Below are 26,410 nucleotides of genomic sequence, written 5' to 3'. Positions count from 1 at the left end.
TCAATGGCGAACTATCTCGTTATAATAGAGATGTAGTTCACGATATCTCGGTAAAACCCTTGGACTCGAATAATGAGGAATACAATTTAAGCGCATACATATCAGTCATGCCGCTGATATAATCGGCACACATCACATAAAAACCGTCTTCCCCGAAAACATTGTAAAACCCGAAATTAAATATTTCCTGAAAATCATCCGGGTAAAGATTTATGTTTTTGATATCCGAAAAAACATTAAAAAGCATACTTACAATATTTTCCGCTTTATATCTGTTTAACAATATCTCCCTATTCTCCATAAGAAGTTTATAGGAAATCTGCTTTAAGGCGTTAATCTCTATATTAACATCGTTCTTCCATGTAAGACCATATTTATAGGAATCTTCGCATAAATCAAGGGGTATATTTTTGATTACGTTGTCTTTAGCGTCAGCAAAAAACTTTTCTCTCTCCTCTATATCTATATTCATTATGAATTTAGAAATGTACCGTGAAAAAAATTCCTTCAAATCGGTTTTAACCTTCACATGGTACATTATTTCATTATTATTTATTTTATCCGTTTTGGTTTTAAAAATTTTATTAAGATTAAAGAAAAAATTATCTATTTTCTCACTCATCTTGTCCAAATCTCCAGAAAAAGAGCTGTCTTCCTTTAAATATTTTTTGACCTTAAGGTGTCCGTTTATATCTATAAGCTTAGATTCTACACCGTCTTCCAAATCGTGGGCAGCATATGCTATGTCGTCTGCAGCGTTTAATATTTGGCACTCCAAACACCTTGTAGCTTGAAAAAAGTTTTCTTTAATTTTCTTATTTTTTGGATCATTCAGCAACTCAAAATTATTTTTTAAGAAATTTACGAATTTCTTTCCGTGAAGCCTTTCCAATATAAAGATATCGTTATCATATATAAAATGCTTGTTTTTATCCGACAATGAATATGGTAGTTTGTACTTTAATATTCCGTCAATGGTCTTTAGCGTGGGATTTAGCCCGTATATTTTATTGTCGACGGTATCATAGAACTTTTTTTCTAAAAAATTTAGTATTCTTATATTCTGCGCATTGGCTTCAAAACCGAATTTACCTCTCGTAATCGTCTTCAACTCTTGGTTTATTATGTCTTCGCCGAGATGACCGAAGGGCGGATGCCCTATATCGTGGGCTAGAGAAATGGCCTCCATGACATCGCGGTCTATTTTTATATCATATTTATCAACCAATATGGTTGCTATGGAACGGGCTATTTGAGACACCTCAAGAGAATGGGTAAGCCTCGTCCTGTAATAATCTAAGGTAAAAACCCCGAAAACCTGAGTTTTATTTCTCATCCGCCTGAAAGCACTTGAGTGTATTATTCTGTCTCTGTCTATCTGGAAAGGAGACCTCACACCCCTTTCCTTCTTTTCTTTATTTGTATAACCGTAATTGAATATCCTTTCTTCATCCATTTAAAAATACCTCCTTGAAAAGCGGTTTTGTTACCGACCCCGTTTTTTAACTTTTAAACTTGCTTTTAAACTTGATTAAATATATACTATTTCAAATTTTTTAAAAAGTAAATTTTACTTAAGGAGCTGGAGCGCAAATGAAAAATAAAATTAAAGATGACAAGGACAAACAGACATTTTCGCCGGAGGAACTTGAGGAAATAAAAGAAACACTGATAAATATGAAAAAGGTTATTTTCAAAGAAATAGATGCCAGCATTAAAGAGGGTTCATCCAAAGATCCCGCTGAGTATCGCGGAGACAATTACGATATAGCTTCAAACGAGAGAGACCGTGAATTGTCCTATATGCTTGGAGACAGAGAGAGAAAAAAGGTAAGGGAGATAGACGACGCCCTTTACAAAATAAAGGAGGGAGAATACGGGATTTGCGATGAATGCGGGGAAACGATTTCAAAAAAAAGACTAAAAATAATTCCTTATTCCAACTTGTGCATAAACTGCAGGTCGCGGGAGGAAGAGGAAGAAAAAAGGCGAATAAGCGAGGATTATATGGATCATTTAACGGGCATGCCTTTGATAAATGAAGATGAAATATTTAAGGATTCGGACGACTAAACGGAAAAAAACAGGCAACCGTCCTGTTTCCGCCTTGACCCTTATTTTCCATGGTGGGTTCGTTCACCCTGCAAATATCTTGAGACGCATAACATTTATCAAAATATACACACCCTCTCTCTTTATCGCTGTCGATATTTCGACCGCTATTCTTAACCGGTTTAATCTTTTTCTGCTCGTTCCTCGCTCTTGATAGATTTTCCATGCTCAAATCAGGTTTACTTTTAAAGTCAAAGGCCATCATAGAGTCGTAAAGGACATTGGAATACGGATGGGCAGGCATGTTGAAGAATTCTGCGGAACCGGCTATCTCTACTATTTTTCCTCCGTACATTACGCATACCCTGTCTGCAATATGTCTGACTAATTTTAGATCATGAGTTATAAACATATAACTCATCTTTGTTTTTTCCTGAATATCCATCAGTAAATTCAAAATTTGCGCCGATATTGACATATCTAAAGCAGATACCGGCTCGTCAAGAACTAAAAGCTCCGGATTCACCGACAGACACCTTGCGATGCCGACTCTTTGCCTTTGACCCCCTGATAGCATATGGGGGTAGCAATAAGCCGTATTTTCCTGCAATCCCACGTTCTTTAGCTGAGAAACGGCAAAATCTACTCTATCCCTCTTTCTTATAATGCCGTTTTTAACAGCGGGATAAGAAACAATCTTATATATCTTTTTTTTGGGATTAAGCGAAGAATAGGGATCTTGAAAAAGTATCTGAATATCTTTCCTCAATTTTTTGCCCCTGTTTCCGTAATCCAGCGGCTTACCTTTAAAATATACGGTTCCGGACGTTTTAGTTATAAGTCCGGTAATCAGTTTGGAAAGGGTCGATTTACCGCATCCCGTTTCTCCAACCACGGCAAAAATCTCGTTTATTAAAACGTCAAAGGTTACATCCGAGACGGCTTTTATCACATTCTTTTTGATATCGAATAGGGTTTTATAATATTTAAAATGTTTAGAAAGCCCTGAAGCGGTCAGAATTGCGTTTTTTTCCTTAAGATTCGTAATTTTTTCCATATTTTATTTTTTCGGTTTCTTTTTCATATCTTAATACACCTTACGTATCTGTCATCGGTGTCATAATGAACCAAAGGAATATTCATCAGGCAGTCTTTATTGCTTCTAAAACATCGAGAATAAAACCGGCATTTTCCATCGCTAAAATCATCTTCCGTCAAAAAACCGGGTATAGTGGATAATCTCTGTTTTGGAACATAATTTGCAGATAAAGTGGGGATGCTTTTAATCAAAGAAATCGTATAAGGGTGTATCGGATTTTCTATTAATTCTTTTGTTTTCCCAAGCTCCATAACCTGTCCTGCATAGAAAACGCACGTCATATCGGAAATACTTTCTGCAATGGTTAAATCGTGTGTAATAAAAATAATCCCAACATTCGATCTTTCCTTAATATCCTTGATAAGTTTCAAGACCTGCAGTGAAGTCGTTACGTCTAAGGCCGTCGTAGGTTCGTCCGCTATTAAAAAGCATGGATTTAAAACCATGGCCATTGCAATCATGACCCTCTGTCTCATACCCCCCGATAATTCATAAGGATATGAAGCAAACTGAAATTTGCCGTCTATATTCATGGAATCTAAGTAGGAAATAGCAATATCCTTAGCCTCCGCTTTAGAAACTTTTCTGTGTGCCAGTATCGCCTCGGTAATCTGCTCTCCTATCTTCATTACCGGATTCAACGATGTATTAGGGTCCTGAAATATCATGGATATCAGTCTACCCCTCGCTCCCGTAAGTTCTCTCTGTTTTAGCTTTAAAATATCTACCTTATCCTTTTGAGAGGAACATCTCACTCTAATTTCGCCGCGAATTATTTTTGAAATGACCGGGGGATTCAACCTTAAAATAGACAAACCAAGAAAAGATTTGCCGCTGCCGGACTCTCCGACTATCGAAACAACCTCTTTTTCTTTAACGGTTAAAAAAAAAGAATCCACGACATTAATGCCGTCGCAACAATCGATCGCCTTGCCTGATTTTTTTTTAGAACAAAGCCGTACCGTTAAATCTCTTATTTCAAGACTCATCGTTTTTTAACTTGACCCCTTGCCGAATTAATATCTTTACCACTGCTCACACCGACGACTCTTTGCATGCCGGCTGTATTTTTAGTGTTATTATTTTACATTCTTTCAATAACGGGTATGCACAATAGCCTTAAGACCTGCATCAAAACTATCTTCATCGCATATATTATATAAAGACGAGGCTTTATATAATCGCATTCCTTCCCCAGGAGCCTATAATTTTGATAATATTTATTAAAAAGGGCCGATAATTCTAAAGCATAAGAGCTTATGACGGACGGCTCGTTTTGATTGAGCGCCTCATCAACAGCATCCTTAAAGTATGAGATCTGTTTTATTATTAAAAATATATCATTAAAATCTGCATCTTCTTCCGAAATGTTAAAAATCCCGTCGAAATTAGCCTGGTTATACATATTCAACGATCCGAAACCCCGTTCCTTCTTAACCGTATCGGGACTCAATCTAAGCATAAGGCTATTTATTCTTGATATGGTATATTGAAGATAAGGACCCGTCTGTCCCTCAAAAGACAGGACATTGTCCCAGTTAAAGCTTACGTCGGTAGTTCGCCTTGTCTTTAAATCGTTAAACATAACCGCCCCTATGCCTATTTTTAAAGCTACGGATTCCGTCTCCTCCGGATTGATGCCGGCATTGCCGCTCGCTTCCCTTAACGCAAAACCGTCTTCAAGTTTTTCTTTTGCCTTAAGACTTGCCTCTTCTATATAATCGTTTAAAAACACGAGATTACCCTTTCTTGTGGACATGCCTATGATTCTGCCAAATTTAACATGGACAATCCTGCCATCTATTAAAGAGGCATAGCTTTTAAAAATCGGATTTTCGGATATTTTATCGGCATTATCTTTCAATATGCGAAATATGCCGGAAAGCTGGCTAAAGTGCAGCGACTGCTCCGAACCGACCACGTAAATCATCTTATCGTAGGAATATTTTGCCATTCTCGTCACAGCGGTAACGATATCCCTTGAAAGGTAAAGAGATGTTCCGTCGCTTTTTGCAATTAGAGCGGGGGCTTTTACCCCTTTTACCCGAATTATTACGGCACCCTCGCTTATAGAGGCGATACCGCTTTTAAGCAAGATTTCCGTGGTTTCGTTTGCAAATTCCGCGCTCTGAGCCTCCCCCTCGTAAACATCGAACTCTATGCCTATTGATTTATAAATTCGCTTAAATTCATCTATGCTCAATCCCCTGAATAATTTCCATAAATTATACTGACCGGATTCTGTTTCGCAAAAACCGCCCTTATTTTTTTCGGATATCTCTATTCCTTTCCATCCGTCATCTACGCTATTTTTAGTGTTGCCGGGAATACGTAAATACTCTTCGATACTGCGCCTGTTTCGCGACATAAAATTCTCAAGAGTCTTAAATCTCCTTTTCGCTTCTTTCTCAAGGGTTTCATCGATCTGTTCGTCTTTATGGATTCTGACATAAAGACCGTATAGAACATTTATAGGGTCTTTATTAAATTCGGAGAAATCTACGTCATAACGACAAAAAGCGGTTATAAGTTTACCGAATTGCGTACCGAAATCCCCTAAATAATTTACTTTTACGACACTATGACCACAGAATTCATAAATATTAGATAAACTCATTCCGATTACCGTTGACCTTAAATGCCCTACTCCGAAAGGTTTAGCTATGTTGGGAGAAGAAAAATCTATTACTACTTTAAGCGGTTTTTCCTGATGCTCTCTACCATAATCCGTTCCTGCGGAAAGAACGTCTTTTATGGTAAGATAAGCAAACTTTTTTTTATTGACGAAAAAATTTACATATGCGTCCTTCATTTCTATTTTATCAAATAAGGCTGCGTCTTTCGCCTTGTCAAAACTTGTCAATGCCATGCGGAAAATTTCTTTCGCAATATTTACTGGGATTCCCTTGAAATCATATTTTCCAAAATAATAAGAAGCTATAGAATAATCACCGAAAGAGTTGTCAGGAGAATTTTTTATAAGCCTTGCGGCTTCTTTTTCGGATACCGCCGTGTTATTCTTTTCTTTAACAATTTTTTGAATAAATAAAATAAGACTGCGTTTAAATATATCCATATTATTTATGATAACCTATAATTATGTCAATTAAAAGACTTTAAAAAAATAATAAATTTGGTATAATGGAAAATAAGAGAGTTTCAAAATAAATAATTATATTAATGGTTGATTTAATATTAAGGAGACGCCTAATGTCAACAGCTGAAGAGCTTGCTTTGCCGAAATATCAATGTGATGTTTGCGGTTATATTTACGACCCAGAAGTTGGAGATTCCGAAGGGGGAATAGAACCCGGGACGCCTTTTGACAGATTGCCGGATGACTGGGTATGTCCCATATGTGGCGCCGACAAAACGCATTTTAATCATTTTACGGGATAAGCGGGTTGACTTTAATAATATAATATGATAATTTAGCTTCATGAAGCCATTGAAAAAAAATATACTGGTTGCATTTATTTCTATTATCTTATTGATTATAGCCGTTTTTTATGTCACTCCTAAAGTTTATGCATTTTCTTACGGTAGTTTTGCCGCTAAGGTAAATAATAATCGGCAGATAGGCAATCCGAACGCAAACGTTACTATAGTGATATATACGGATTTTCAATGCTCTTGGTGTAGAAAATTTGAGGAAAACGACCTTCCTTATATTATGTCGGACTATGTGAAGACCCAAAAAGTTTTATTGCAGTTTCGAGATTTTCCGTTAACTCGAATTCATAAGTATGCCTTTAAAAGTGCCGAATATGCCGACTGTGCCGCTTTTCAGGGGAAATCTAACTATATGCAAATAAGAGGGCTTTTATATAAAGATCAAAGTAAATGGAGTGAAATAGGAGACTTATATTACTTCTTCAAAACTAAAGCCGGTAACATGGTAAATCTTAAAAAAGAGGAAGCTTGCGTCAAAAGCGGAATAGCCAAAAAACTTATTCATACTGATATGACTTCAGGAATAAACGCCGAAGTAGAGGGAACTCCTACTCTTTTCATATATAAAGGACTTACGCTTTACAAAAAGGTAACAGGCTATATACCGTTTACTTCTTTAAATAAAATATTGTCGGGTGCTTCAAACTAAATATTTCCGGTAATATAAATATCCTTTTCAGAATCATTATCCGGTATTTTTGAAAGTTCTCGTATAATTTTATTCACGAATTTTTCGGTATAGTTAAGCGCTTCCTTTATTTCGACCCCGTTTGCAAGTTGCGAAGCAAGACATGCTGAAAAAGCACAACCAGTCCCATGGATTTCTTTTTTTAGTTCCAATCTGTTGCCTGAACATATAAAAAACTCATTTTTTGAATTTAATACAATATCGAATATTTTATTCCGGTCGGATTTTTTCGAAAGATGCGAACCCTTTATTATTATATTTTCAATTTCCGGTATTTTTTTTCTAATAACCCTTGCCGCTGTCTTCATTCCTTCAATATCTTTAATATCCATACCAGCAATAAGTTCTGCTTCGCATATATTAGGGGTAATAACCGTTGCATATCTAAAAAGCGGCATAAGAAAATCGGGGTAAGCACTTTCCCCCGTCAAAACTTTATTAGAAGTGGAAATATAAACGGGGTCTACAATAATCGTTTTAGGCTTATATTTATTCAGAAATTTGCTTAAAATCAGACCCTGGCGTTCATTAAATATCAATCCTATTTTTACGACGTCTATAACAAAGTAATCGAATATGGCATTAAGTTCCGATAAAAAAAAGGCATCCGAAACCGGCTCAGCTAAATAAATATTGTCCGGATTCTGTGCCGTCATAACCGTTATCGCCGATAAACCAAAAATTTTAAATCTTGAAAATATTTTGGCGTCGGACGTTATCCCTGCCCCTCCGGAGCCGTCGAATCCGGCAACGGATAGAGCTTTTACAGTCTTAATACTCGCCATAATTTTATCGCAATATCAATCATAACCGCATTCAATGCCTCTACATCGGGCGGTTCATTTTAGCTTCTTTTTGTGATCCCTTATCGACGTTAAGATATTCGCCACCACCGAAGCATCTCTTGTGTTTAAAATATCCGTCTTTTCTGCCCACCCCTTTCTGGCGGTATTTATGCCATAGTTGACTAAGTTGACAGATGATGCGTCATGGGCATCCGGATTTATTGAAAGCAGTACCCCTTTACCTATTGCTTCCTTTATGTATCTCCAGTCTATATCTAACCTTTTCGGTCTTGCGTTGAGTTCAATAATGGTTTTATACTCGGAAGCATAATCTAATATTTTTGAAACATTTATGGGATAACCGTTTCTTTCTAAAAGAAGCCTGCCGGTAAGGTGCCCTATCATAGTGGTATACGGATTTTTAATGGCTTTTATAATCCTTTCGGTCATCATGCTTTCCGACATATTAAATTTAGAATGAACGGAAGCTATCACGAAGTCAAGCATAGACAACGTCTTATCATTATAATCAAGGCTCCCGTCGGACAAAATATCCGATTCTATACCTTTAAATATTTTAACCCTGCCCTTGTATTTTTTATTTAATCTATCGATATATTCAATTTGGGATTCCAGTTCGGAAGCTGAAAGCCCATTTGCATAATACGCCGAAACCGAGTGGTCGGAAATGCCGGCATATGAATAACCCTCTCTTATACAGGCTTCAACTATCACCTCAAGGCTGTCTTTTCCGTCCGTATAAGTAGTATGAATATGAAAAACTCCCTTTAGATCTTTTTCCTCTACCATATCGGGTATATCCCTGTTTAACGCCGCAGTTATTTCCCCGACACCCTCTCTTAATTCCGGAGGAATATACTGCATCGCAAATAGGCCGTAAAATTCGGATTCGTTATTGACCCTAATTCTATCCTTACCGCCTGCCGTTTCTTTGTTCGTAAATATTCCATGTTCGTTTATATCGTAACCGCATTTTCTTACCGTCATTCTTAATTCTTCGTTATGCAGCTTAGAGCCGGTGAAGTGTTGCAGTGCGCAAACGAAATTGTCATCCGAAACTATATGTAAGCTTACATTAATCCCGCTCTTTAAAACAAGGCTTATTCTGGTCTCCCCGACAAATTCGACCCTAAGAATTTCGCCGTAATTCAAAAACCATTCCTTAAATTTTTTTTTGTTCTTATCCTTAACGGCAACTACAATGTTTATATCCCCTATGGTCTCCGTCTTTCTTCTTAAGGAGCCGGCTATGGCAATATCTCCCTTTATATCCGTATTTTGCAGATAAGCCTCTAACAACAATGCCTGCTCGGCGGCAACGGGATATAAAAAACGCTGCCGAAAAACCATATATTCTTCTATAGATTTTCTTAGGTTTTCTATCGTTTTTTCTCCAAAGCCGCGAACGTTGTAAAGTTTACCCGCATCAATAGCATTACGTAGATTATCTATACTTTTTATATTTAAATTTTCGTATAAAAAATTAGCCTTCCTTGGTCCTAATCCGTGCAATCTGACTAATTCAAGTATTCCAGAAGGGATGGAGTCTGCGAGTTCATCGTAATAAGCAAGATGCCCCGTATTTACAATTTCTTTTATTTTAGAAAAGAGGTCTTTGCCTATGCCTTGAATATCTGTCTGCCCGCCGCCTATGATATCCGTCAAGTTTTCACTCATGCGGCTTATAATTCCGGAAGCATTTAAATAAGCGCGTATTTTAAATGGATTTTCATTTTTTATTTCAAGAATATCCGCTATTTTTTCAAAAATTCCGGCAATTTCAATATTCGTCATAATTATTTTGCATATTCTTTTAGGGTTATGTTATATTATATAACAAATGAAGGTATAAAGGGTATAATTAATATAATATTTAACATTAAAAAACGATGCTTCTATTTAGTTTTGTCAGATATTTTTTCGATATTTTAAGCACTATTCTTACGGTATACATGTGGATAATTATCATAAAAGCCTTGCTTTCATGGGTAAATCCCGACCCGTACAATCAGATTGTCCGACTCATAAACGATATTACCGAACCGGTCCTTAACAAGATTAGACTCATATTGCCGCTCGGGACGAGCTTTGCTTTTGATTTTTCTCCTGTCATAGTCATCCTAATAATATTAATTATTCAATTTATGCTAAATTATATAGAATTCGATTATATTTTGCCTCTTATAATCAGGTAACGGCTGACAAGATATGGCAATTTTAATAAAAAATAATAGTCAAAGATAGAGAGGAAAACCATGGAATTTTCCCCGATAGACATAAAATCTCAAAAGTTTTCTAAAAAAATAAAAGGATACGACGTAACCGAAGTAGAAAATTTTTTAGAAATAGTATCGGATGACCTTGAAAAACTTTACGGCGAATATTACGACTTAAAAGAAGAACTCGTTAAAAAGAACCAAGAAATTGCCAGTTACAAAGAGAAAGACAAAGCTATAAGCGAGGCTATTCTTATGGTCCAATCCGTTTCCGGCGATATAAAAAAAGCCGCAATCGCAGAAGCGGAAGCTATAAGAAAATCGGCGATTGCAGAATCGGAAAAAATAGTAAACAATGCAAACCGAAAATATATAGAGATAGCAAATCATATCAACGACCTGTTAAATAAAAGACTTATTATAATGGATTCTATAAAAAATCTTCTTTCTACAAATATGGATTTGATAAATCAGGAAATAGCAAAAAATACGGAGGTTTCGGTTGTCCTCGAACAGGTTAAGCTGGATACAACAGATAACAATAAACCCCTGCATGGCAAACCAATGGATAAAAGTTCGGAACCGGACGATAAAACCGCCTATGATGCACTCAAAAATGAAGAATTAGAGGAATTTTTGTGATACAAATGAGTTCACGTTTTAGCCGAAAAGAATCAAATAAAATTTTCTGCCGACAATTTTTTACAATTCTGCAATAATAATTTGGCTATTTTATTTTTTTATGGTATATATATAAAATAGAGATAGATATAAAATATAAGGTATGGCATAAGGAGGCAAAGATGAATATTTTGCTAGTTCAACCTAATAACAAAAGTACCATAGGGCTAAGCAACGTCTCTCTAATAGAACCAACGGGGCTCGAAGCGATAGCCGGGGGTCTTCTTATGGACGAACACAGAGTCCAGATAATAGATTTAAGAGCCATAAACTACGATCCCGATAAATATTTATATGATGCAATAGAAGAATTCAAACCGGACGCTATAGGCTTCTCATGCTCTTTCACCCCCGACGTGTACAGAACCATAGAGCTTGTTAAAAGGGTGAAAAATGAATATGGCGTGCGTTATGTCTTCGTGGGCGGACACCATGTCTCCGTTTATCCGGTAGATTTTAACATTAAAGAAATAGATGCAGTAATCGTGGGAGAGGGGGAAAATACCGCAAGGGAACTCATTAACTCTTTTTTATCCGGCACTTCGCTATCCAAGGTGAACGGAATCATATATAATGAAAACGGTCATCAGATAAAAACTCCTGCTCGCGGTATGCTTAAGAATATAAACGACCTTCCTTTCTTTGCGAGGCATCTTACTAAAGAATACAGAAAAAAATATTTTCTCGGCATAAGAACCTCTATTGCATGTCTTGAAACGGCAAGGGGTTGTCCGTTTAAATGCAGTTTTTGCAGCGTTTGGAATTTCTACGGAGGCTCTTACAGGTCAAAGTCTCCGGAAAGGGTCGTAGCCGAGCTTAAAGAAATAAAGGAAGATTACGTGTTTGTCGTAGACGATAATTTTTTCAGCGACGTCAGAAGAGTAAAGAAAATAGGCGAACTTTTAAAAAAAGAAAGGATACATAAACTGTATACTATTCAGGCCAGAAGCGATACTATCGTTAAGCATCCGGAGATTATCTCACAGTGGAAGGAGCTCGGGCTATCTAATATTTTTATAGGATTCGAAAGTGTAGACGATAGCAAGCTAAACAGCATCAATAAAAACAACTCTTCTTCTAATAACGAGAAGGCTTATTATATCGCGAAGAAATACAATATTGCCGTTACCGCTTCTTTTATAGTATCTCCGGACTTTACTAAATTGGATTTTAAAAAGCTTATAGATTTCGTAACGAGGCTTAAAATCAGCGTACCTGCTTTTTCCGTATTAACACCGCTTCCCGGAACAAAGCTATACGAAGAATTAAAAGAAAAATTAACTATTAAGAATTATACTTATTACGACTTATTTCATCCGGTTATGAAAACCTTTTTGCCTAAAAACGATTTTTTTAAGGAATTTTCGAATCTCTATAAAATATCCTATAAAAGCCTTAATTTAAGAACGGGCGATATCTTATTCGTAATGAAATATATACTATCCGGAAAGATGTCGTTAAATCACATGTTTAAGCTTAAAAAAGTTATGAAATGTATCTCCACACCCAAGACATATATAGATTCTTTATCCGAGACCTATGTAAATTCTTTGGTCATGGAGAGTAAAACCTAAAAATTTTTATTGCAAATTTATCTTTCAAATATTATAATAATGATTTTAAAATATTAGCGTAACTACGGGAGGGTCGTATAATTGGCTAAAAAAGTTTTTTTAGAAGAAATTAGACATATATTTCCTAAAAAATACGAGATATTGATTATTCTTAATCCGGATATCGACGAAAATAAGTTTAATCAATTTCTTGATAAAATAAAGGGTATAATGTCCAAGAATAATGCCGAATTTTTAGATTTCGAAGACTGGGGTACAAAAAAACTTTCTTATGATATTAAAAAATTTAATAAGGGAAGGTTTATAATAGTACATTTTGAAGCCAATGGTTCTTTTATTCAGGAACTTGAAAGAAATCTTAAAATTGCGGATGACTGTATGAGGTTTCAAACGGTAGTATTAATAAAAAGCACTAAACCTAAGAAGAAAGAGAAAAACAAAGAGAAAGAGGAAAACAAAGAGGAGAGCGTCGTAAATGAATAATTATCAACATAAAAGAACAACAAAATCCGCCAGGCCCGGTTTTATTCGCAGGGCATATTCAAGGAAAAAGATATGTAGATTTTGCTCCGACGGAAAATTAAAAATAGACTATAAAGATTTTAAGCTTATGCGTAATTTCATAACGGAAAGAGGCAAAATAATGCCGAGAAGAATTACCGGCAACTGTGCTTACCATCAAAAAAGGATATCGCGGGCAATAAAAATTTCGAGAATTGTTTCCATAATACCTTACACGTCCGTTAACATTTGATGCTTAAATTAAAAAGTGCAGTTTTTAGTTTGTTGCTGCTGTTTTTGTTGTTTTTATTCATTGTAAATTCGGTAAGTCTTGGGATATATTCATTTATAAATCCCTTTATGTATGTATACTGTAGCATAATCTTAATACTTCTCTTTTCTATTATAGGATATTTATCTATCGTTCCGATATTTATAGTCGTATTCGTTGCCATTGCCGTCATGTTTACGACTCTTGGCGGTCAGAGCCACGATCTCGGACATTCTGCTATTCTGCTTATATTAATTCAGCTTTCTGTTTTCATCGCTATCCCTTACCTGTTTTCTTATTTCATCTCAAAGGGACGGGGGCTGGTGATGTCCATCTATTACCCGGTATCGGTAATGTTTTTTCTGATATTTACGTTTGTTGCATTATATTTGTATATCAATAAAATAGATATCACTGCGTCTTTAAATTATTTTTCCGGCAATATGACTAAAAAATTGATAAGCACTTACAATGAGATGGGTGTGCACTATCTTACTACGTTAAAAATGCGGCATTTAATTTCAAAATTATTTAAGATTATATTTTTCCTCCTGCCTTCCTTAATTATAACATTTTCATGGGTAGGACTCTGGATAAGCCATACTATATTAAAGAAATTTTTGAAAAGGGACAAAATACTCTTTTTTAAAAAGGAAGAAAATCTGTCTCTTTGGAAAACCTCCGATTATTTTATCCTATTTCTTATCGTAGGAATAATAATATCTATTTTTTCGATTGGCATATATAAGTTTATAGGCTATAATATAATTTTATTATCCTCTTCCGTTTATCTGATTCAGGGGTTAACGATAATATCGTTCTTTTTAAATAAATTTAGTCTAAACATCTTTTTAAAAATATTAGTTTACGGAATAATTTTTATTTTTGCCAATCCGATTATGATTTTTGTCGTCATCGCTGGGATATTCGATATGTGGTTTAATTTTAGAACAATAAAAACAACAATAAATAAAGAAAGGGAGGTATAATCCGTATATGAAAGTCATACTTAAAGAAGACGTCCAAAATTTGGGTTCTATGGGGGAAACGGTTAATGTTGCCGACGGTTACGGAAGAAATTTTCTACTGACTAAAAGGCTTGCCATACTGGCAACAAACTCTAACCTTAAAATGGTCGAACATGAAAAAAAACTCATAGATAAAAAGAAAGAAAAAATAGCCGAGCATTTTACGAAAATTAAGAATAATCTGGAAAAAACAGAAATCATAATCCCTGTGAAGGTCGGCGAAAACGATAGAATATTCGGCAGCATAACCTCTATGGATATCGAAAATAAACTTAAAGAATCGGGCTTCAATATTGAACGCAAGCTAATAGACCTTGATAATCCAATAAAAGAACTTGGAGTGCAAACCGTCAAAATAAAACTTTCCAAGGATATAGTGGCGGAGATAAAAGTTCAGGCAGTACCGGAAGTTTAAGGCCGAAATATTCTTTATGAATAATAACAGAGATAAAAAGGGAACTTCGGGCGATAATATTGCAGGCATGGTTCCGCCAAATTCTATCGAAGCGGAAAAGGCATTGCTTTCGTCAATATTAGTGGATAACTCTCAGGTTAATTCCGTATTGGGAATTATTGAGGCGGAGGATTTCTATGACAGTATAAATGCAAAGATATTTAATGTAATTAGTAAGTTAAGCGAAAAAGACGAACCCATAGACGTTATTACTATTTTATCCGGTTTAGAAAAAGACCAGTCTAAAGATTTTGATTTTAAAACTTACATTACATCGCTCTTTGAGATGCCGGAAGGACTTTTCAACGTTGAGCAATATTCCAAAATCGTCAAAGAAAAATGTACACTAAGAAACCTCATACATGCATCTAACAAAATCAGGCAAAAGTGCTATGAACAACGCGACGACATTGAAGATATAGTAGATTTTACTGAAAGAACTATTTTCGATGTTACCGAGAAGGATGCGCCTAAAAATTACGTAGATGTTTATCCGTTATTATTAGATTACTTTAAGAAGCTTACCTCAAAAAAACACGAAGACGAAATCTTTACCGGTATTCACAGTGGTTTTAACTACTTAGACGAATACACCAACGGTTTTCAACCTTCTGACCTTGTTATTATAGCGGGGAGACCATCCATGGGAAAAACCGCACTATCACTGTGCATAGCAAAAAACATCGCGGTAAAAAAAATACCGGTAGCATTTTTCTCGCTTGAAATGTCTAAGGAACAGCTTGCAACAAGACTTTTAGCCATGACTGCAAAAATAGACTCGTCGACACTGCGAAAAGGCAAGATACATGATCCCGATATAGAAAATATTCATACGGCACTTGCTATTCTTGAGGATATTCCGATTTATATCGATGACAGCGCCGGAATTACAATAACCGAATTGAGGGCAAAAACACGCAGATTAAAAAGGGAGAAAGGGGTGGGGATAGTAATAGTAGACTATCTTCAACTTATGAAAACCTCCCGCAATATTGAATCAAGAGAACAGGCTATAGCCGAAATATCCCGTTCGTTGAAAGGACTTGCAAAAGAGCTCAATATTCCGATAATAGCCCTTTCCCAATTAAATAGAATGGTGGAATCAAGGTCAGACAAAAGACCTCAACTCGCAGATTTAAGGGAATCCGGAGCCATAGAACAGGATGCCGATTTGATTATGTTCGTTTACAGGGAAGAGGTTTACAAGAAGGACACGGAAAGCAAGGGAGTAGCCGAATTAATAATAGGCAAACAAAGAAACGGACCTACTGGTATCGTAAAACTTTCCTATATTGCTCAATACACGTCTTTTGAAAATCTTGCATTCGAGGACGACGAAAGCTATATATGAGTCTTGAAATACATCGCTGCCAAACCTGCTGCGCCTATAATACCGGAATCTTTTCCTAATCCCGCCTTTAATATTTTAATATTAGAAACCGAGGCTTTGAGTGCCCTTCTATGGACTTCTTCATTGACTATATCAAGCAAATCGGGGATTCCGTCTATCACTCCGCCGCCCATCACTATGGCGCAGGGATTAATGAAATTAACCGAAGTTATCACGCCATCGGACAGATATCTGCCGATTTCTTCGACTAATTTAACGGCATTACCGTCTCTTTCGCGATATGCGTCGGCAAGGGTTTCTGCCGAAATATTATCTATTCCGCCGGCTATACGTATTATGTCCTTAAAACCAACACTATCCTGCAGCGCCCTTTCTTTTATTATCTCGGCAATACCCCATCCGCCCGCATATGCTTCTAAACAACCGGAGTTTCCACATGTACACTTCCTGCCGCCGGAAACAACCGTGATGTGCCCTATTTCACCCGCTACGTTAGAACAGCCTACATATAACGAACCGTTTATAACTATTCCGGAACCTATTCCTGTCCCGACAAAAATACAGACGAGATCGTTCTCCCCTCTTCCGGCACCAAACTTCCATTCTCCGTAAGTAATCGCCGTCAAATCATTTGCCACATTGACCCTTAGCCCGGTTTCTTTCTCGAGTATTTTTTTTAAAGGAACATTGCGCCAATTTAAATTGGGAGAAAATAAAATATTGCCGGTTTTGTGGTCTATCTGTCCTGCAATACCTACACCTGCGGCTTCTGCTCCGTAAATTTTAACGTCTTCCAAGAACCTCTTTGCTTGTTGAGTTATAAAATCTACCTGCCTGCTCATATTATCTTCGTCATACTTATTTAAGGGAAAGGACCTGCTGTTTTTTATAACCCCGTCTTCGCTCATTACTCCAAATCTTAAATTTGTCCCTCCGATATCCATGCCGATGATATGTTTATCATATTTATTCATAAAATTCACTATTTTAAATTATTTTATTTTAATACCTTTCTTAAACCTAAGTGTTCTTAGATAAGTTATATTTATGTTTTTGTAGGGTATATATATTTATATGCCTTTAACACATTGACTCCTTATTGATTATGTCACATTTACATAAAAAATCAAGAGATTATGAAAAATAAAATATAGGATCATTGAAAAAAATGCATTATCGGCATTAAATTTAAGAAACCGACATATATATTGCTACAGGGAGTCGATGAAGTATGATGTTTAAATACCCTTGTGATGACACAAAAAATGAGCCCTGCTCCTGCCAACATAATATTTGTTATGTCTTTATGCAGAAAAAACAAACAACCATGATACTTTAACAGATTGGCGCATGTTAAAAAACACCGATGAGTTCAAATTGACTTTTGCTCCCTTAGCAAATACAATAATATTGGAAAAGAACATTTTGTGAAATTGCTTGTTGTTAATATAATATATATATGATATCTTATATTTAATTAAAAAAACAAAGCAATTTGGACGGCGAAACAATGGATGTAATAGATAGTTTAGATTATATATTACAAAATAATAAGATCTCCGAAACCGGCGTCAGGAACATATATAAGCTTTTTTCCAAAGACAACATAAATCTCCTGCATACCTTAACAAAATATAGTGAAACCGATAAAAACAATCTTGCAAAAATAAAGAAATGCATGGAGAAATTAGCGCCTACGGTTGCCTCTGATTTTTGTGACTATCTGATGACGATAGATGAAACAAAAAAAATAATTTCATCTAAACCGGGTATCTTGAATAATCTCATATTAGCCCATACGAATTACATAAAATCTTTATTTAACCTAACCTACGATGAAAAATATTTTAAAAACCGGATTATTGTGGGTTTTGTGCATTATATATATAAAATTTCCACGGTTATTTACATCGGCTCTTACGGCTATTATAATACATTAATCGCGTCGGCCGTAATGACCTGCTGCAAAAAAAACGATTTAACCGATGAAGAATCGATATCTATACTGTATTCCGTTCAAAAAATAATCTCAATAGACATTGCCCTTGTGATTGAAGCATATTATCAAAAATCTATCGACGATACTTATAAAATGGAGCGGGATTCTTTTAACAGGCTTATTACCCTTGCGGAATATAGAGATGAGGATACCGGCAATCATATTTTAAGAATGTCCACTTTTGCCAAAATTATCTCAAAAAAATTGGGAATGAATGAAATAGAACAGGAAAATATACTAAATGCCGCCCCTATGCACGACGTAGGGAAAGTCGGCATACCGGACAAAATACTGCTAAAACCCGGAAAACTGACTAAGGAAGAATTTAAAATCATGAAATCCCATTCGATTATCGGTTATGAAATTTTAAAAGATTCCGAATCTTCTATCCTTAGAGAAGGGGCTATCATCGCATTATCGCATCACGAAAACTTTGACGGCAGCGGCTACCCCGACGGATTAAAGGGCAAAAAAATTCCCCTGAACGGTAGTATCTGTAAAATAGCAGACGTATTCGACGCATTGATAAGCAAAAGGATATATAAACAAGCATATCCGCTTGACAAAACAATCGAAATTATGAAAAATGAAATGGGGCCGGGACGCGCATTTGATCCTGATTGCTTTAACGCTTTCATGAAGGGCTTGGATGAAATAATACAGATAAAAAACATCAATCGTTAGTCTCTGCGTAAAATCTTTCTAATACTTAATCTTTAATAAGACTCACGGCATATTGCTTTGCCGTTCTGCCTGACCTCGAACCCTTGATAGAGGCATAGCTTATCGCATTTTTTCTGATACTATTCATATCTATCGAAGGTACTTTTATGTCATATTTTTTTAAATATAATTCGACCATTTTAAGGTATGTCTCCTGATCAAAGTTATACAAACCGTATGTTAAACCAAACCTATCGCTCAAAGAAAGGCCTTCTTCCGCCTCTTCTTCCGGATGTATAAGCTTAGATTCAAAATCAAGTCCTTCTCCGGAGAACTTTTCAGTGGTAAGATGCCGCTTATTAGATGTAGCGTAAATAATGATATTCTCCGGAAGTTCATCTAACCCTCCGTCAAGAATAGACTTAAGCTTTTTATAAAAAAGAGAGTCTGCATCAAATGCAACGTCATCGAAAATAAGAATAAATCTATAGGGTTTAACCTTAATAATCGTAATTAACTCATAAATAAGCTCTGCGGTATCCTCAACGACATCTATAAATTTAATCTTATTTATGTAGGGTTCTTCACCGAAAGATTTTGCCATAGCCCTTATGAGCGAAGACTTACCTGTCCCTCTGTCCCCCCATAAAAGAACATTGTTGGCGGACTTACCCGAGGCAAATTTCATTGTATTTTTAAAAACACTCATTATTACGTCGTCTATGCCGATAAAATCCGATAGGGATAATGAGTATGTCGAACCGGTACTCTTTTCAAAATCGCCGGCGGAACCGGATATGGGCTTTAAAATATAGCTGCCGTTTATTTTAAAAAACTTGAAAGAACCAAATTTATTCAAAAAATCAGCGTCATATTTTATAATGCTTTTCTCGGTCGAATCGCCTTTAGCGATGTCTTTAAACTTGTCGTAAATTTCAGAAGCTATACGACTTATATTCCGAACATCTTTAAATAATTCTTCGGTCATTTTTTACCCTGTTATTTATTGCTTATTTATTTATAAAGAATCATTTAACTTTATTGAACAGTACGATGAACACATTGAACAAACCTTATCGTCTTTAAGCGGAAGCGAGGCACGCATCTGTCTTGCTTTTTCCGGGTCCAAGGAACAATCGTATTGTTTTTCCCAGTCCATAGACCGTCTATGTTTGCTCATCAATATATCCCTTTCTAACGCACCCTTTACACCCTTGGCTATATCTCCGGCATGAGCCGCAATTTTAGAAGCAATGACACCTTCTTTTACATCCGACACGGACGGAAGCCTCAAGTGTTCGGCGGGAGTAACGTAGCAAAGAAAATCTGCTCCGGCTCCGGCGGCTATCGCCCCTCCTATTGCACTAGAAATATGATCGTAGCCGGGGGCTATATCGGTAACCAATGGACCCAAAACATAAAACGGAGCACCGTTGCAGAGGCTTTTTTCTAATTTTATATTAGTTTCAACCTGGCTTAACGGAACGTGTCCGGGGCCTTCTATCATCACCTGAACCCCTTCTTCAAGGGCTGTTTTTTGTAATTCGCCGAGAATTATCAGCTCCGACACCTGGGCCCTATCGGTTGCATCCGCAAGGCTTCCGGGTCTTAATCCATCACCCAAACTTAACACCACGTCGTTTTTTTTTGCAATCCTCAAAAGCTTATCATAATTCTCATAAAGAGGATTTTCTCTATTTTTTCTTATCATCCATGAAGCTATTAACGACCCGCCCCTTGATACTATGCCCATAATCCTCGTCTGCTTATTCATCGTTTTTACGGCCCTTAAGGTCAATCCGCAATGGACGGTAATAAAATCAACGCCTTCTTCGCATTGCCTTTCTATAACCTCAAAAAGATATTCCGGATCGAATCTGTCTATGAAACTGGTATCGCCTGCACTTGCTATTCCGTCGCCATTCTCCATAGCCGGTTGAAACGCTTCGTACAGCGGAACCGTTCCGATAGAAACAGTTGAATTTTTAACAATATCACGTCTAAATTCTATTATGTTACCGCCTGTAGAGAGATCCATTACCGCATCTGCGCCGCTTTTTACCGCCGTAAATAATTTTTCCAATTCTTCTTTAATGTCGCAATTATCTCCGGACGAACCTATATTGGCGTTGACCTTCGTTCTTAAGTCCTTGCCTATGGCAAGGGGCGAAATACTCCTCAAGCGGTTTTTTATTATCACGGTAAAACCGTTCATTATATCGGAACGAATTTTTTCGGGAGAGACTCCTTCAACCTCAGAGCAATACTTCATCTCTTCGGTTATTATATTATTTCTTGCCGCTTCTATTTGATTCATATATTTATTCCTTTAGCATCCTCTTTATTCATTTATTATAGTGTTATATGCAGCATTCCGCTTATCGCGTTAATCTATGTCGTTAAGAGTCAAAATGCTGGCAAACGACCTTACGGCGCTGCCGATATCCCGATTTCTCAATATACCTGATTGAACGGCAACATAGCGCCCTCCGACGCCTTTAATTTCGAACAAATTATTCTCGTTTATACCACCGAGAGCAAAAACAGGAATTCTAAGCAGTTTTAGCACTTTTTTAAAGACATCGATTCCTTGTTCGAAACCATTATTTTTTGTTTTAAAAATAGGACTGAATGTTATAAAATCAGCTCCGGCCTCCTCCGCTTTTTTTGCTTCTTCAGAAGAATGAGATGAATAAAAAATTTTAATGCCTTTAATTTTTTCCCTAACGGCGTTAATTGGTACACTGTTTTTGTTTAAATGTACGCCGTATGCCCCTAATGCTAATGCGACATCTACCCTGTCGTTGACAAAAAGCTTAATATCGGGATATCTTTTTAATATTATCCTGATTTTTTCGCCTAACTTAAAAAACTCCTTAGCGCTTATGTCTTTTTGTCTTAATTGAAATGCACCTATACCGCTATCAAAACATTTATCTAACGCTTCAAGATAACCCTTCTCATCGTCGAAAATATTTTTATCGCCGATTAGATATATGTTAAAATCTATCAATTTTATTTACTTCGCATTAACTTTTTTATTTTATCACGCTTTTTATAGCATATTATATAATTTAATCTATATATTGTCAATTTAATCGTATCCCAAATCTGATAGTAATTAATATCAATTACCCAAAATTTACTGCAATCTGTTTTTTTTTATGATATAATTGAAAAATAATAGCTAAATTAAACTTTAATTGCGGAGGTTTATCATGAAATGGAAGTGTTCCGTATGTGGTTATATTCATGACGGGAATAGTGCTCCGGACATATGTCCGAGGTGCGGCGCGCCCAAGGAAAAGTTTGAACGCGTTGCCGCCGATATAGAACAAATAATCGACCGTTCCAGAAAAACAAATCAACTGCACATAAACTTAATGCATTTGCTTTCCAAGGTATCAGAATTTGCCGATGCCGGAATAGAGGACAACTTAGACCCGGGGTGCCTTAACGTATTCCAGAAAGCCAAAAAAACCGCATGGGAAATAAGACAAATGTCTAAAGCGGAAATAGCCGTCCACGTAAGTAAGCAAAAGTGGGGTTAATTCTAATCGTATATTTTCGGTACTCTCCCCTTTTCTATCGGGGAGATATCGAAAATATCAATGTTTTAATTATAAATTACAAATCAATTATATTGCTTTTTAGAAAGTTTTTTGGTAGTATATCTAATGTTTAAGCAAATAAGAAAAAATAAGTTTTATACCAATTTAATGATCTTACCGATACGGAGGGGATAAAATGAATGAAAATATGCATTCTAATAGTATAATGTGGGTTATCGTAATACTCGGCATCATAACCGTCGTAGGACTCGGGATTTTCGCCGCAAGCGGACTTAACTATTCTTTTCCGGATTTGACTACATTGTTACCTTTATAAAAAACAATAAACATCTCTATTCACTGTTAATTTTAGTAAAATAAAAATAGAGCCGCTAGCTCAACTGGTAGAGCACCTGACTTTTAATCAGGTGGTCGCGGGTTCGACCCCCGCGCGGCTCACCACTTTAAACCGCAGCAAATAAGTACTTCAGGTAACTTTTCTCTTGATTAGGATCCGTAAATTATGAAGTTGTTATTTTAAGGCATTTTTCTAACTCGTCGATAGTTTACCGACTCTTCTGAGGCCTGATTCTCGTTGTAACATGCAGGGAGAGTTGCGAACAATATCTTATAACTTATCCCTACAAAGCTCAGTTGCAGCCACTACATTTTTCAATGACGGTATAACCTCGCACCATCGCCGCGTTTTAAGTCCGCAATCGGGGTTGATCCACAAATGTTCTTTGGGCACAACGGCAAGCGCTTTGGTTATAAGACCGATTATCTCCTCTACGGTTGGTATTCTTGGTGAGTGAATGTCGTAAATGCCGGGACATATCTCGTTCGGATATTCGAAATTTTTGAATACCTTTAATAATTCCATGTTTGATCGTGATGCCTCTATCGATATAACATCAGCATCCATTTCATATATCGATTTAATGATATCGTTAAATTCGCTGTAGCACATGTGAGTATGAATCTGGGTCGTGTCCGCGACCCCCTTGCGGCAAGCCTGAAACTGTCTATCGCCCATTTGAGATACTCATTCCATCTGCTTTTTCTCAACGGCAAGCCCTCCCGCAACGCCGGTTCATCGACCTGAATTATCTTTATTCCTGCTTCTTCAAGATCAGATACTTCATCGCGAATTGCCAGTGCAATTTGAACAACAGTTTGACTTAAGGGTTGATCATCGCGCACAAAACTCCATTGCAGTATCGTATTCGGTCCGGTAAGCATCCCCTTGACGGGTTTTTTGCTTAACGATTGCGCATATTTAGTCCATTTTACTGTCATATAAGATTTTCTTGATACATCGGCATAAATAATAGGCGGCTTAACACATCTTGTGCCATAGCTTCTGACCCATCCATTTTGTGTTACGAGGAAGCCGTTTAATTTGTCGGCAAAATACTCCACCATGTCGTTTCGTTCAGGCTCACCATGAACAAAAAGATCCAGTCCAATCTTCTGCTGAATACCGATAACGCGCCCGATCTCATCCTTTATAAAATTTTCATAACGCATCTTTGTCTATTCTACTATTTTTGAAATCGGACCTCGCTTTTCTAATCTCCTTTGTTTGTGGAAAAGAGCCTATTGTTGTGACAGGAAGTAACGGAAAATAAAACATTTCCCTCTGCTTTGCCGCCCTGATCGGATATCCGGACTTTCTGAACAGCATGTCTTGCGTTATTTTTCCACATCTCTCTCTTACTTTACGGTCGACCTGAAAATCAATCTTCGATCCGATAATTTTATCTTGCAGCACTTTGTCGCCCGGGTTACTATTGATTGCTTCAGATAGTATGGATAATTCGACTATCTTTTCTTTCGCAAATGAGAGTTGATTTTTTATCGCCCCATCCATATTTTCTTCATACCTGATACTTACAGGAACATACTCCAGCGAAGAGGATGTTCCTGCCATCATATTGGTCTTTCCGATGACATCGGCAATATTTGATATCTCCCTCATCTTTTTGTGCTGATCCCTGTAGATAATATATGACTTTGCTGTTTTCCTGCAGGGCGAACCGATCAGTACCTCCTCAACAATATCCTGTATCTCCTCTACGGTTGGCACCGAATTTATGGTGGACAGGGCAAGACCAACAACACGCAATGCAATCCTTTTAGCTTCTTCCCTTTCAAATTCACCGGTTACAGCACCGGCGGCAATTATGGCATCGGTTATTTTTGTAATATTAAACGGGACAATGCGCCCATCTCTTTTCTTTATCTGCTTAAACATTAAGCGATATCCTTTAAAATATTAGTATATTTTATGGCAAGATAGAAAACTAACTATGAATTGGTAAATGAATACTGACCTCCCGTCATAAAAAAATCATCAGATAAGTCTTCTGGCTTAGCTTTATCCTACTTCCCTGCCTTCCCGGAAATTCCAGTGGCATAATTGGGGTTCGTCTGCATCACAGTAGCGGGGGCTGCGCCGGATTCTCACCGGGCTTCCTTTGAACCTGATAAGCTAATTTATAATATTTTTTTCTCTTTTGTCAAGCCTAAAATTGCCTATAGAAATTATACGCACCAATTTCAACCCATTAGACCAGTCTTCTTAAAAAAACTATAATAAATCTAAAAGCAAAAATTAAACAAACCTATTATATTGTCACCTTAATTTATATTTAATATCTTAACTTCAGACTAGACCTTTTATGAAGATTTTTATATATTGCTCCCATGACGATAAAAAAGGTATAATTAGATTCAACGAACACGCTGAATTTTTAAATTACCGCAGCGAGCTTGCAAACGTCGATTCCAAAGGATATTTGTAAAAGCAAATATAATACTGATTTTAATTGGGCACTCGTGGATTAAATCCCAGTGTGGCTCATCACCTAAATATGGAAACTCTTGAAAAAATAAAATTAATTTATTCTTTTATGGATAATGACGTTTCAAATTTATCGCATTTAAGTAACCTAATGAAATCCGGCACAAATGACTTTATCGTCCATGTTTATTCTTTTATTTCTAATTTCGAAGGTTTCAGTGAATTTCTCCCCAATGAAGAAATAATGGATAAGCACCAGGAAGAACTTAAACAATGGTTCACGGATCTTTTTTCGGGAACATACAATAATGTGTATTTTCGAAAACTTAAAAGAATCGGCAAGGCACATGCAGACATAAAATTACCCTCTCATTATGTCAGTGCAACAATGAATTATATAAGAAATTATATACATGACATTATTCTTGAAAATTTTCAAATTTCAAACAAAAGAGATGAACTTATTGTATCGGTAAATAAGATTATAGACATGAATCTGGATATTATTATCAGTTCTTACATAGATGAAGGAAAATTATACGTTACATCCACGAGATTAGAAACCAAAATCATTAAATTTACTTCTAAATTTGCCTATGCATTAGACCTTACATTAGTAATATCGCTCATAGTAGCGACAATTATGGTATTTCTATTGTTTGCATTTGAGGTTTATAGATTTGCTTCCGGAGGTGTCCCGTTTGAAAATACCGTAGTGGATATCTTGGGTGTTATGCTGATAGTTTGGGCAATAAGGGAATTGTTGGAAGAAGAGGTTAAAAAACTAAGGGGACATAAATTCGCTTTAAGCGCCTTTATAGGCCTTGCAATGGCGGCGTTACTAAGGAAAGTTTTGATTTTTTCTCTGATTCCCAAAAAATCAGAGGAAGTGGTCATATTGGGCTTTCTTATCCTCGTCCTAGGCATAGTATACTGGCTGATGAATAAAAGCGAAAAATCATAAAATTTAAAATTTGCAGAAAACTATTGCCAACATAATCAATTATTGCTAAAATTAATAAAAGGGATTGATTACGGTCATTTTTTCGGGATGTGGCGCAGTTGGTAGCGCACCTGCTTTGGGAGCAGGGGGTCGCAGGTTCAAATCCTGTCATCCCGACCAGTTAAAACCGCAACAAATAGGATTTAATGCCTGATTGATATGAAATTAAGATCCATATTAATTTTAGAATAAGTAGACCATACACCTATCTATT

26 protein-coding genes, 2 tRNA genes, 1 pseudogene and 1 riboswitch are annotated in these 26,410 nt (G+C 36.5%); of the genes and pseudogenes, 17 read left to right on the top strand and 12 right to left on the bottom strand.

What is annotated here, in order from left to right:
- Window positions 1-37 precede the first annotated feature (37 nt).
- Entirely contained in the window at window positions 38-1,456 is a 1,419-nt protein-coding gene (locus tag ACMCNP_RS07600) for a deoxyguanosinetriphosphate triphosphohydrolase family protein (RefSeq protein WP_419316012.1), read from the bottom strand.
- 137 nt (window positions 1,457-1,593) lie between these two features.
- Here ACMCNP_RS07600 and ACMCNP_RS07595 point away from each other — a divergent pair, with 137 nt between their 5' ends.
- Complete coding sequence (locus ACMCNP_RS07595; protein ID WP_419316010.1) at window positions 1,594-2,073, top strand: TraR/DksA family transcriptional regulator; 480 nt, start codon at window positions 1,594-1,596, stop codon at window positions 2,071-2,073.
- On the opposite strand, the gene ACMCNP_RS07590 is transcribed toward ACMCNP_RS07595, so the two are convergent.
- The 3 genes from ACMCNP_RS07590 to ACMCNP_RS07580 form a co-directional block, all read right to left on the bottom strand.
- On the bottom strand, window positions 2,054-3,109 hold the full coding sequence (locus tag ACMCNP_RS07590) for an ATP-binding cassette domain-containing protein (RefSeq protein WP_419316008.1): 1,056 nt from the start codon (window positions 3,107-3,109) through the stop codon (window positions 2,054-2,056). The genes ACMCNP_RS07595 and ACMCNP_RS07590 overlap by 20 nt on opposite strands.
- A 23-nt stretch (window positions 3,110-3,132) precedes the next feature.
- A complete protein-coding gene (locus ACMCNP_RS07585; protein WP_419316006.1) occupies window positions 3,133-4,140 on the bottom strand; it encodes an ABC transporter ATP-binding protein in 1,008 nt (335 codons plus the stop codon).
- A gap of 95 nt (window positions 4,141-4,235) precedes the next feature.
- Complete coding sequence (locus tag ACMCNP_RS07580; RefSeq protein ID WP_419316004.1) at window positions 4,236-6,227, bottom strand: arginine--tRNA ligase; 1,992 nt, start codon at window positions 6,225-6,227, stop codon at window positions 4,236-4,238.
- Between the two features lie 158 nt (window positions 6,228-6,385).
- On the opposite strand from ACMCNP_RS07580, the gene rd reads away from it, so the two are divergent.
- Complete coding sequence (gene rd / locus ACMCNP_RS07575; RefSeq protein WP_419316259.1) at window positions 6,386-6,550, top strand: rubredoxin; 165 nt, start codon at window positions 6,386-6,388, stop codon at window positions 6,548-6,550.
- Window positions 6,551-6,590: 40 nt separating this feature from the next.
- Window positions 6,591-7,253 (top strand): DsbA family protein, encoded by a 663-nt coding sequence (locus tag ACMCNP_RS07570; protein ID WP_419316002.1) that lies wholly within the window; start codon window positions 6,591-6,593, stop codon window positions 7,251-7,253.
- Here ACMCNP_RS07570 and ACMCNP_RS07565 read toward each other — a convergent pair.
- Complete coding sequence (locus ACMCNP_RS07565) at window positions 7,250-8,077, bottom strand: hydroxymethylpyrimidine/phosphomethylpyrimidine kinase (RefSeq protein WP_419316000.1); 828 nt, start codon at window positions 8,075-8,077, stop codon at window positions 7,250-7,252. The two genes, ACMCNP_RS07570 and ACMCNP_RS07565, sit on opposite strands and share 4 nt — an antisense overlap.
- 54 nt (window positions 8,078-8,131) lie before the next feature.
- The gene (gene polX / locus ACMCNP_RS07560; protein WP_419315998.1) at window positions 8,132-9,892 is read right to left on the bottom strand and encodes a DNA polymerase/3'-5' exonuclease PolX; all 1,761 of its coding nucleotides are present in this window, start codon (window positions 9,890-9,892) and stop codon (window positions 8,132-8,134) included.
- A 95-nt stretch (window positions 9,893-9,987) separates the two neighbouring features.
- Here polX and ACMCNP_RS07555 point away from each other — a divergent pair, with 95 nt between their 5' ends.
- The 8 genes from ACMCNP_RS07555 (at window position 9,988) to dnaB (ending at window position 16,174) form a co-directional block, all read left to right on the top strand.
- On the top strand, window positions 9,988-10,293 hold the full coding sequence (locus ACMCNP_RS07555) for a YggT family protein (RefSeq protein WP_419315996.1): 306 nt from the start codon (window positions 9,988-9,990) through the stop codon (window positions 10,291-10,293).
- Between the two features lie 60 nt (window positions 10,294-10,353).
- Window positions 10,354-10,956 carry a DivIVA domain-containing protein gene (locus tag ACMCNP_RS07550; RefSeq protein WP_419315994.1) on the top strand — a complete coding sequence of 201 codons (603 nt, stop codon included), beginning with the start codon at window positions 10,354-10,356 and terminating at the stop codon, window positions 10,954-10,956.
- A 161-nt stretch (window positions 10,957-11,117) separates the two neighbouring features.
- A complete protein-coding gene (locus ACMCNP_RS07545; RefSeq protein WP_419315992.1) occupies window positions 11,118-12,569 on the top strand; it encodes a B12-binding domain-containing radical SAM protein in 1,452 nt (483 codons plus the stop codon).
- 81 nt (window positions 12,570-12,650) lie between these two features.
- Window positions 12,651-13,052: a 30S ribosomal protein S6 gene (gene rpsF / locus ACMCNP_RS07540; protein WP_419315990.1), complete on the top strand. Its 402-nt coding sequence runs from the start codon at window positions 12,651-12,653 to the stop codon at window positions 13,050-13,052.
- The gene (gene rpsR / locus ACMCNP_RS07535) at window positions 13,045-13,323 is read left to right on the top strand and encodes a 30S ribosomal protein S18 (RefSeq protein ID WP_419315989.1); all 279 of its coding nucleotides are present in this window, start codon (window positions 13,045-13,047) and stop codon (window positions 13,321-13,323) included. Before rpsF ends, rpsR begins: the two co-directional genes overlap by 8 nt.
- Window positions 13,323-14,330, top strand: a complete 1,008-nt coding sequence (locus ACMCNP_RS07530; RefSeq protein ID WP_419315988.1) for a DUF2232 domain-containing protein — start codon at window positions 13,323-13,325, stop codon at window positions 14,328-14,330. Before rpsR ends, ACMCNP_RS07530 begins: the two co-directional genes overlap by 1 nt.
- Before the next feature lie 7 nt (window positions 14,331-14,337).
- Window positions 14,338-14,784, top strand: coding sequence for a 50S ribosomal protein L9 (rplI, locus tag ACMCNP_RS07525; protein ID WP_419315986.1), 447 nt, complete (start codon window positions 14,338-14,340; stop codon window positions 14,782-14,784).
- A gap of 16 nt (window positions 14,785-14,800) precedes the next feature.
- A complete protein-coding gene (gene dnaB, locus ACMCNP_RS07520; protein ID WP_419315984.1) occupies window positions 14,801-16,174 on the top strand; it encodes a replicative DNA helicase in 1,374 nt (457 codons plus the stop codon).
- Here dnaB and ACMCNP_RS07515 read toward each other — a convergent pair.
- Window positions 16,165-17,148, bottom strand: coding sequence for an ROK family protein (locus ACMCNP_RS07515; protein WP_419315982.1), 984 nt, complete (start codon window positions 17,146-17,148; stop codon window positions 16,165-16,167). The two genes, dnaB and ACMCNP_RS07515, sit on opposite strands and share 10 nt — an antisense overlap.
- A 536-nt stretch (window positions 17,149-17,684) precedes the next feature.
- On the opposite strand from ACMCNP_RS07515, the gene ACMCNP_RS07510 reads away from it, so the two are divergent.
- Window positions 17,685-18,857, top strand: a complete 1,173-nt coding sequence (locus ACMCNP_RS07510; RefSeq protein WP_419315980.1) for an HD domain-containing phosphohydrolase — start codon at window positions 17,685-17,687, stop codon at window positions 18,855-18,857.
- A 25-nt stretch (window positions 18,858-18,882) separates the two neighbouring features.
- On the opposite strand, the gene ACMCNP_RS07505 is transcribed toward ACMCNP_RS07510, so the two are convergent.
- The 3 genes from ACMCNP_RS07505 to ACMCNP_RS07495 form a co-directional block, all read right to left on the bottom strand.
- Entirely contained in the window at window positions 18,883-19,824 is a 942-nt protein-coding gene (locus ACMCNP_RS07505) for a DUF815 domain-containing protein (protein WP_419315978.1), read from the bottom strand.
- Window positions 19,825-19,854: 30 nt separating this feature from the next.
- A complete protein-coding gene (gene thiC / locus ACMCNP_RS07500) occupies window positions 19,855-21,153 on the bottom strand; it encodes a phosphomethylpyrimidine synthase ThiC (RefSeq protein WP_419315976.1) in 1,299 nt (432 codons plus the stop codon).
- 69 nt (window positions 21,154-21,222) lie between these two features.
- Window positions 21,223-21,849 carry a thiamine phosphate synthase gene (locus ACMCNP_RS07495; RefSeq protein ID WP_419315974.1) on the bottom strand — a complete coding sequence of 209 codons (627 nt, stop codon included), beginning with the start codon at window positions 21,847-21,849 and terminating at the stop codon, window positions 21,223-21,225.
- Window positions 21,850-22,054: 205 nt separating this feature from the next.
- Between ACMCNP_RS07495 and ACMCNP_RS07490 the strand changes: the two genes are divergently transcribed.
- The 3 genes from ACMCNP_RS07490 (at window position 22,055) to ACMCNP_RS07480 (ending at window position 22,849) form a co-directional block, all read left to right on the top strand.
- On the top strand, window positions 22,055-22,387 hold the full coding sequence (locus ACMCNP_RS07490) for a rubredoxin-like domain-containing protein (RefSeq protein WP_419315972.1): 333 nt from the start codon (window positions 22,055-22,057) through the stop codon (window positions 22,385-22,387).
- Between the two features lie 196 nt (window positions 22,388-22,583).
- A complete protein-coding gene (locus tag ACMCNP_RS07485; RefSeq protein ID WP_419315970.1) occupies window positions 22,584-22,724 on the top strand; it encodes a hypothetical protein in 141 nt (46 codons plus the stop codon).
- A gap of 49 nt (window positions 22,725-22,773) precedes the next feature.
- Window positions 22,774-22,849, top strand: a tRNA-Lys gene (locus tag ACMCNP_RS07480).
- A gap of 166 nt (window positions 22,850-23,015) precedes the next feature.
- Here ACMCNP_RS07480 and metE read toward each other — a convergent pair.
- Together metE and ACMCNP_RS07470 are read right to left on the bottom strand one after the other, a co-directional pair.
- A pseudogene (gene metE, locus ACMCNP_RS07475) lies at window positions 23,016-23,917 on the bottom strand (5-methyltetrahydropteroyltriglutamate--homocysteine S-methyltransferase).
- Window positions 23,907-24,644, bottom strand: a complete 738-nt coding sequence (locus tag ACMCNP_RS07470; RefSeq protein WP_419315968.1) for an ATP cone domain-containing protein — start codon at window positions 24,642-24,644, stop codon at window positions 23,907-23,909. Before ACMCNP_RS07470 ends, metE begins: the two are co-directional and overlap by 11 nt.
- 85 nt (window positions 24,645-24,729) lie before the next feature.
- Window positions 24,730-24,892: riboswitch (cobalamin riboswitch) on the bottom strand.
- A 371-nt stretch (window positions 24,893-25,263) separates the two neighbouring features.
- Here ACMCNP_RS07470 and ACMCNP_RS07465 point away from each other — a divergent pair.
- A complete protein-coding gene (locus tag ACMCNP_RS07465; RefSeq protein WP_419315966.1) occupies window positions 25,264-26,157 on the top strand; it encodes a protoglobin domain-containing protein in 894 nt (297 codons plus the stop codon).
- Between the two features lie 83 nt (window positions 26,158-26,240).
- A tRNA-Pro gene (locus ACMCNP_RS07460) sits at window positions 26,241-26,316 on the top strand.
- Window positions 26,317-26,410: the final 94 nt, after the last annotated feature.

Source organism: Candidatus Acidulodesulfobacterium sp. H_13 (assembly GCF_048541835.1).
Taxonomy (GTDB): domain Bacteria; phylum SZUA-79; class SZUA-79; order Acidulodesulfobacterales; family Acidulodesulfobacteraceae; genus QIJE01.
Note: the sequence above shows the minus strand (reverse complement) of the source record. Positions and strands in the feature narration are given on the sequence as shown.

Coding starts and splice junctions, on each gene's coding strand:
- ACMCNP_RS07485 (WP_419315970.1), top strand. CDS start 22,584: ATGAATGAAAATATGCATTCTAATAGTATAATGTGGGTTATCGTAATA.
- ACMCNP_RS07555 (WP_419315996.1), top strand. CDS start 9,988: ATGCTTCTATTTAGTTTTGTCAGATATTTTTTCGATATTTTAAGCACT.
- ACMCNP_RS07530 (WP_419315988.1), top strand. CDS start 13,323: ATGCTTAAATTAAAAAGTGCAGTTTTTAGTTTGTTGCTGCTGTTTTTG.
- ACMCNP_RS07515 (WP_419315982.1), bottom strand. CDS start 17,148: ATGAATAAATATGATAAACATATCATCGGCATGGATATCGGAGGGACA.
- ACMCNP_RS07545 (WP_419315992.1), top strand. CDS start 11,118: ATGAATATTTTGCTAGTTCAACCTAATAACAAAAGTACCATAGGGCTA.
- dnaB (WP_419315984.1), top strand. CDS start 14,801: ATGAATAATAACAGAGATAAAAAGGGAACTTCGGGCGATAATATTGCA.
- ACMCNP_RS07570 (WP_419316002.1), top strand. CDS start 6,591: ATGAAGCCATTGAAAAAAAATATACTGGTTGCATTTATTTCTATTATC.
- ACMCNP_RS07550 (WP_419315994.1), top strand. CDS start 10,354: ATGGAATTTTCCCCGATAGACATAAAATCTCAAAAGTTTTCTAAAAAA.
- ACMCNP_RS07510 (WP_419315980.1), top strand. CDS start 17,685: ATGGATGTAATAGATAGTTTAGATTATATATTACAAAATAATAAGATC.
- polX (WP_419315998.1), bottom strand. CDS start 9,892: ATGACGAATATTGAAATTGCCGGAATTTTTGAAAAAATAGCGGATATT.
- ACMCNP_RS07470 (WP_419315968.1), bottom strand. CDS start 24,644: ATGTTTAAGCAGATAAAGAAAAGAGATGGGCGCATTGTCCCGTTTAAT.
- ACMCNP_RS07490 (WP_419315972.1), top strand. CDS start 22,055: ATGAAATGGAAGTGTTCCGTATGTGGTTATATTCATGACGGGAATAGT.
- ACMCNP_RS07585 (WP_419316006.1), bottom strand. CDS start 4,140: ATGAGTCTTGAAATAAGAGATTTAACGGTACGGCTTTGTTCTAAAAAA.
- ACMCNP_RS07590 (WP_419316008.1), bottom strand. CDS start 3,109: ATGGAAAAAATTACGAATCTTAAGGAAAAAAACGCAATTCTGACCGCT.
- thiC (WP_419315976.1), bottom strand. CDS start 21,153: ATGAATCAAATAGAAGCGGCAAGAAATAATATAATAACCGAAGAGATG.
- rpsR (WP_419315989.1), top strand. CDS start 13,045: ATGAATAATTATCAACATAAAAGAACAACAAAATCCGCCAGGCCCGGT.
- ACMCNP_RS07465 (WP_419315966.1), top strand. CDS start 25,264: ATGGAAACTCTTGAAAAAATAAAATTAATTTATTCTTTTATGGATAAT.
- ACMCNP_RS07565 (WP_419316000.1), bottom strand. CDS start 8,077: ATGGCGAGTATTAAGACTGTAAAAGCTCTATCCGTTGCCGGATTCGAC.
- rplI (WP_419315986.1), top strand. CDS start 14,338: ATGAAAGTCATACTTAAAGAAGACGTCCAAAATTTGGGTTCTATGGGG.
- ACMCNP_RS07580 (WP_419316004.1), bottom strand. CDS start 6,227: ATGGATATATTTAAACGCAGTCTTATTTTATTTATTCAAAAAATTGTT.
- ACMCNP_RS07600 (WP_419316012.1), bottom strand. CDS start 1,456: ATGGATGAAGAAAGGATATTCAATTACGGTTATACAAATAAAGAAAAG.
- ACMCNP_RS07505 (WP_419315978.1), bottom strand. CDS start 19,824: ATGACCGAAGAATTATTTAAAGATGTTCGGAATATAAGTCGTATAGCT.
- ACMCNP_RS07595 (WP_419316010.1), top strand. CDS start 1,594: ATGAAAAATAAAATTAAAGATGACAAGGACAAACAGACATTTTCGCCG.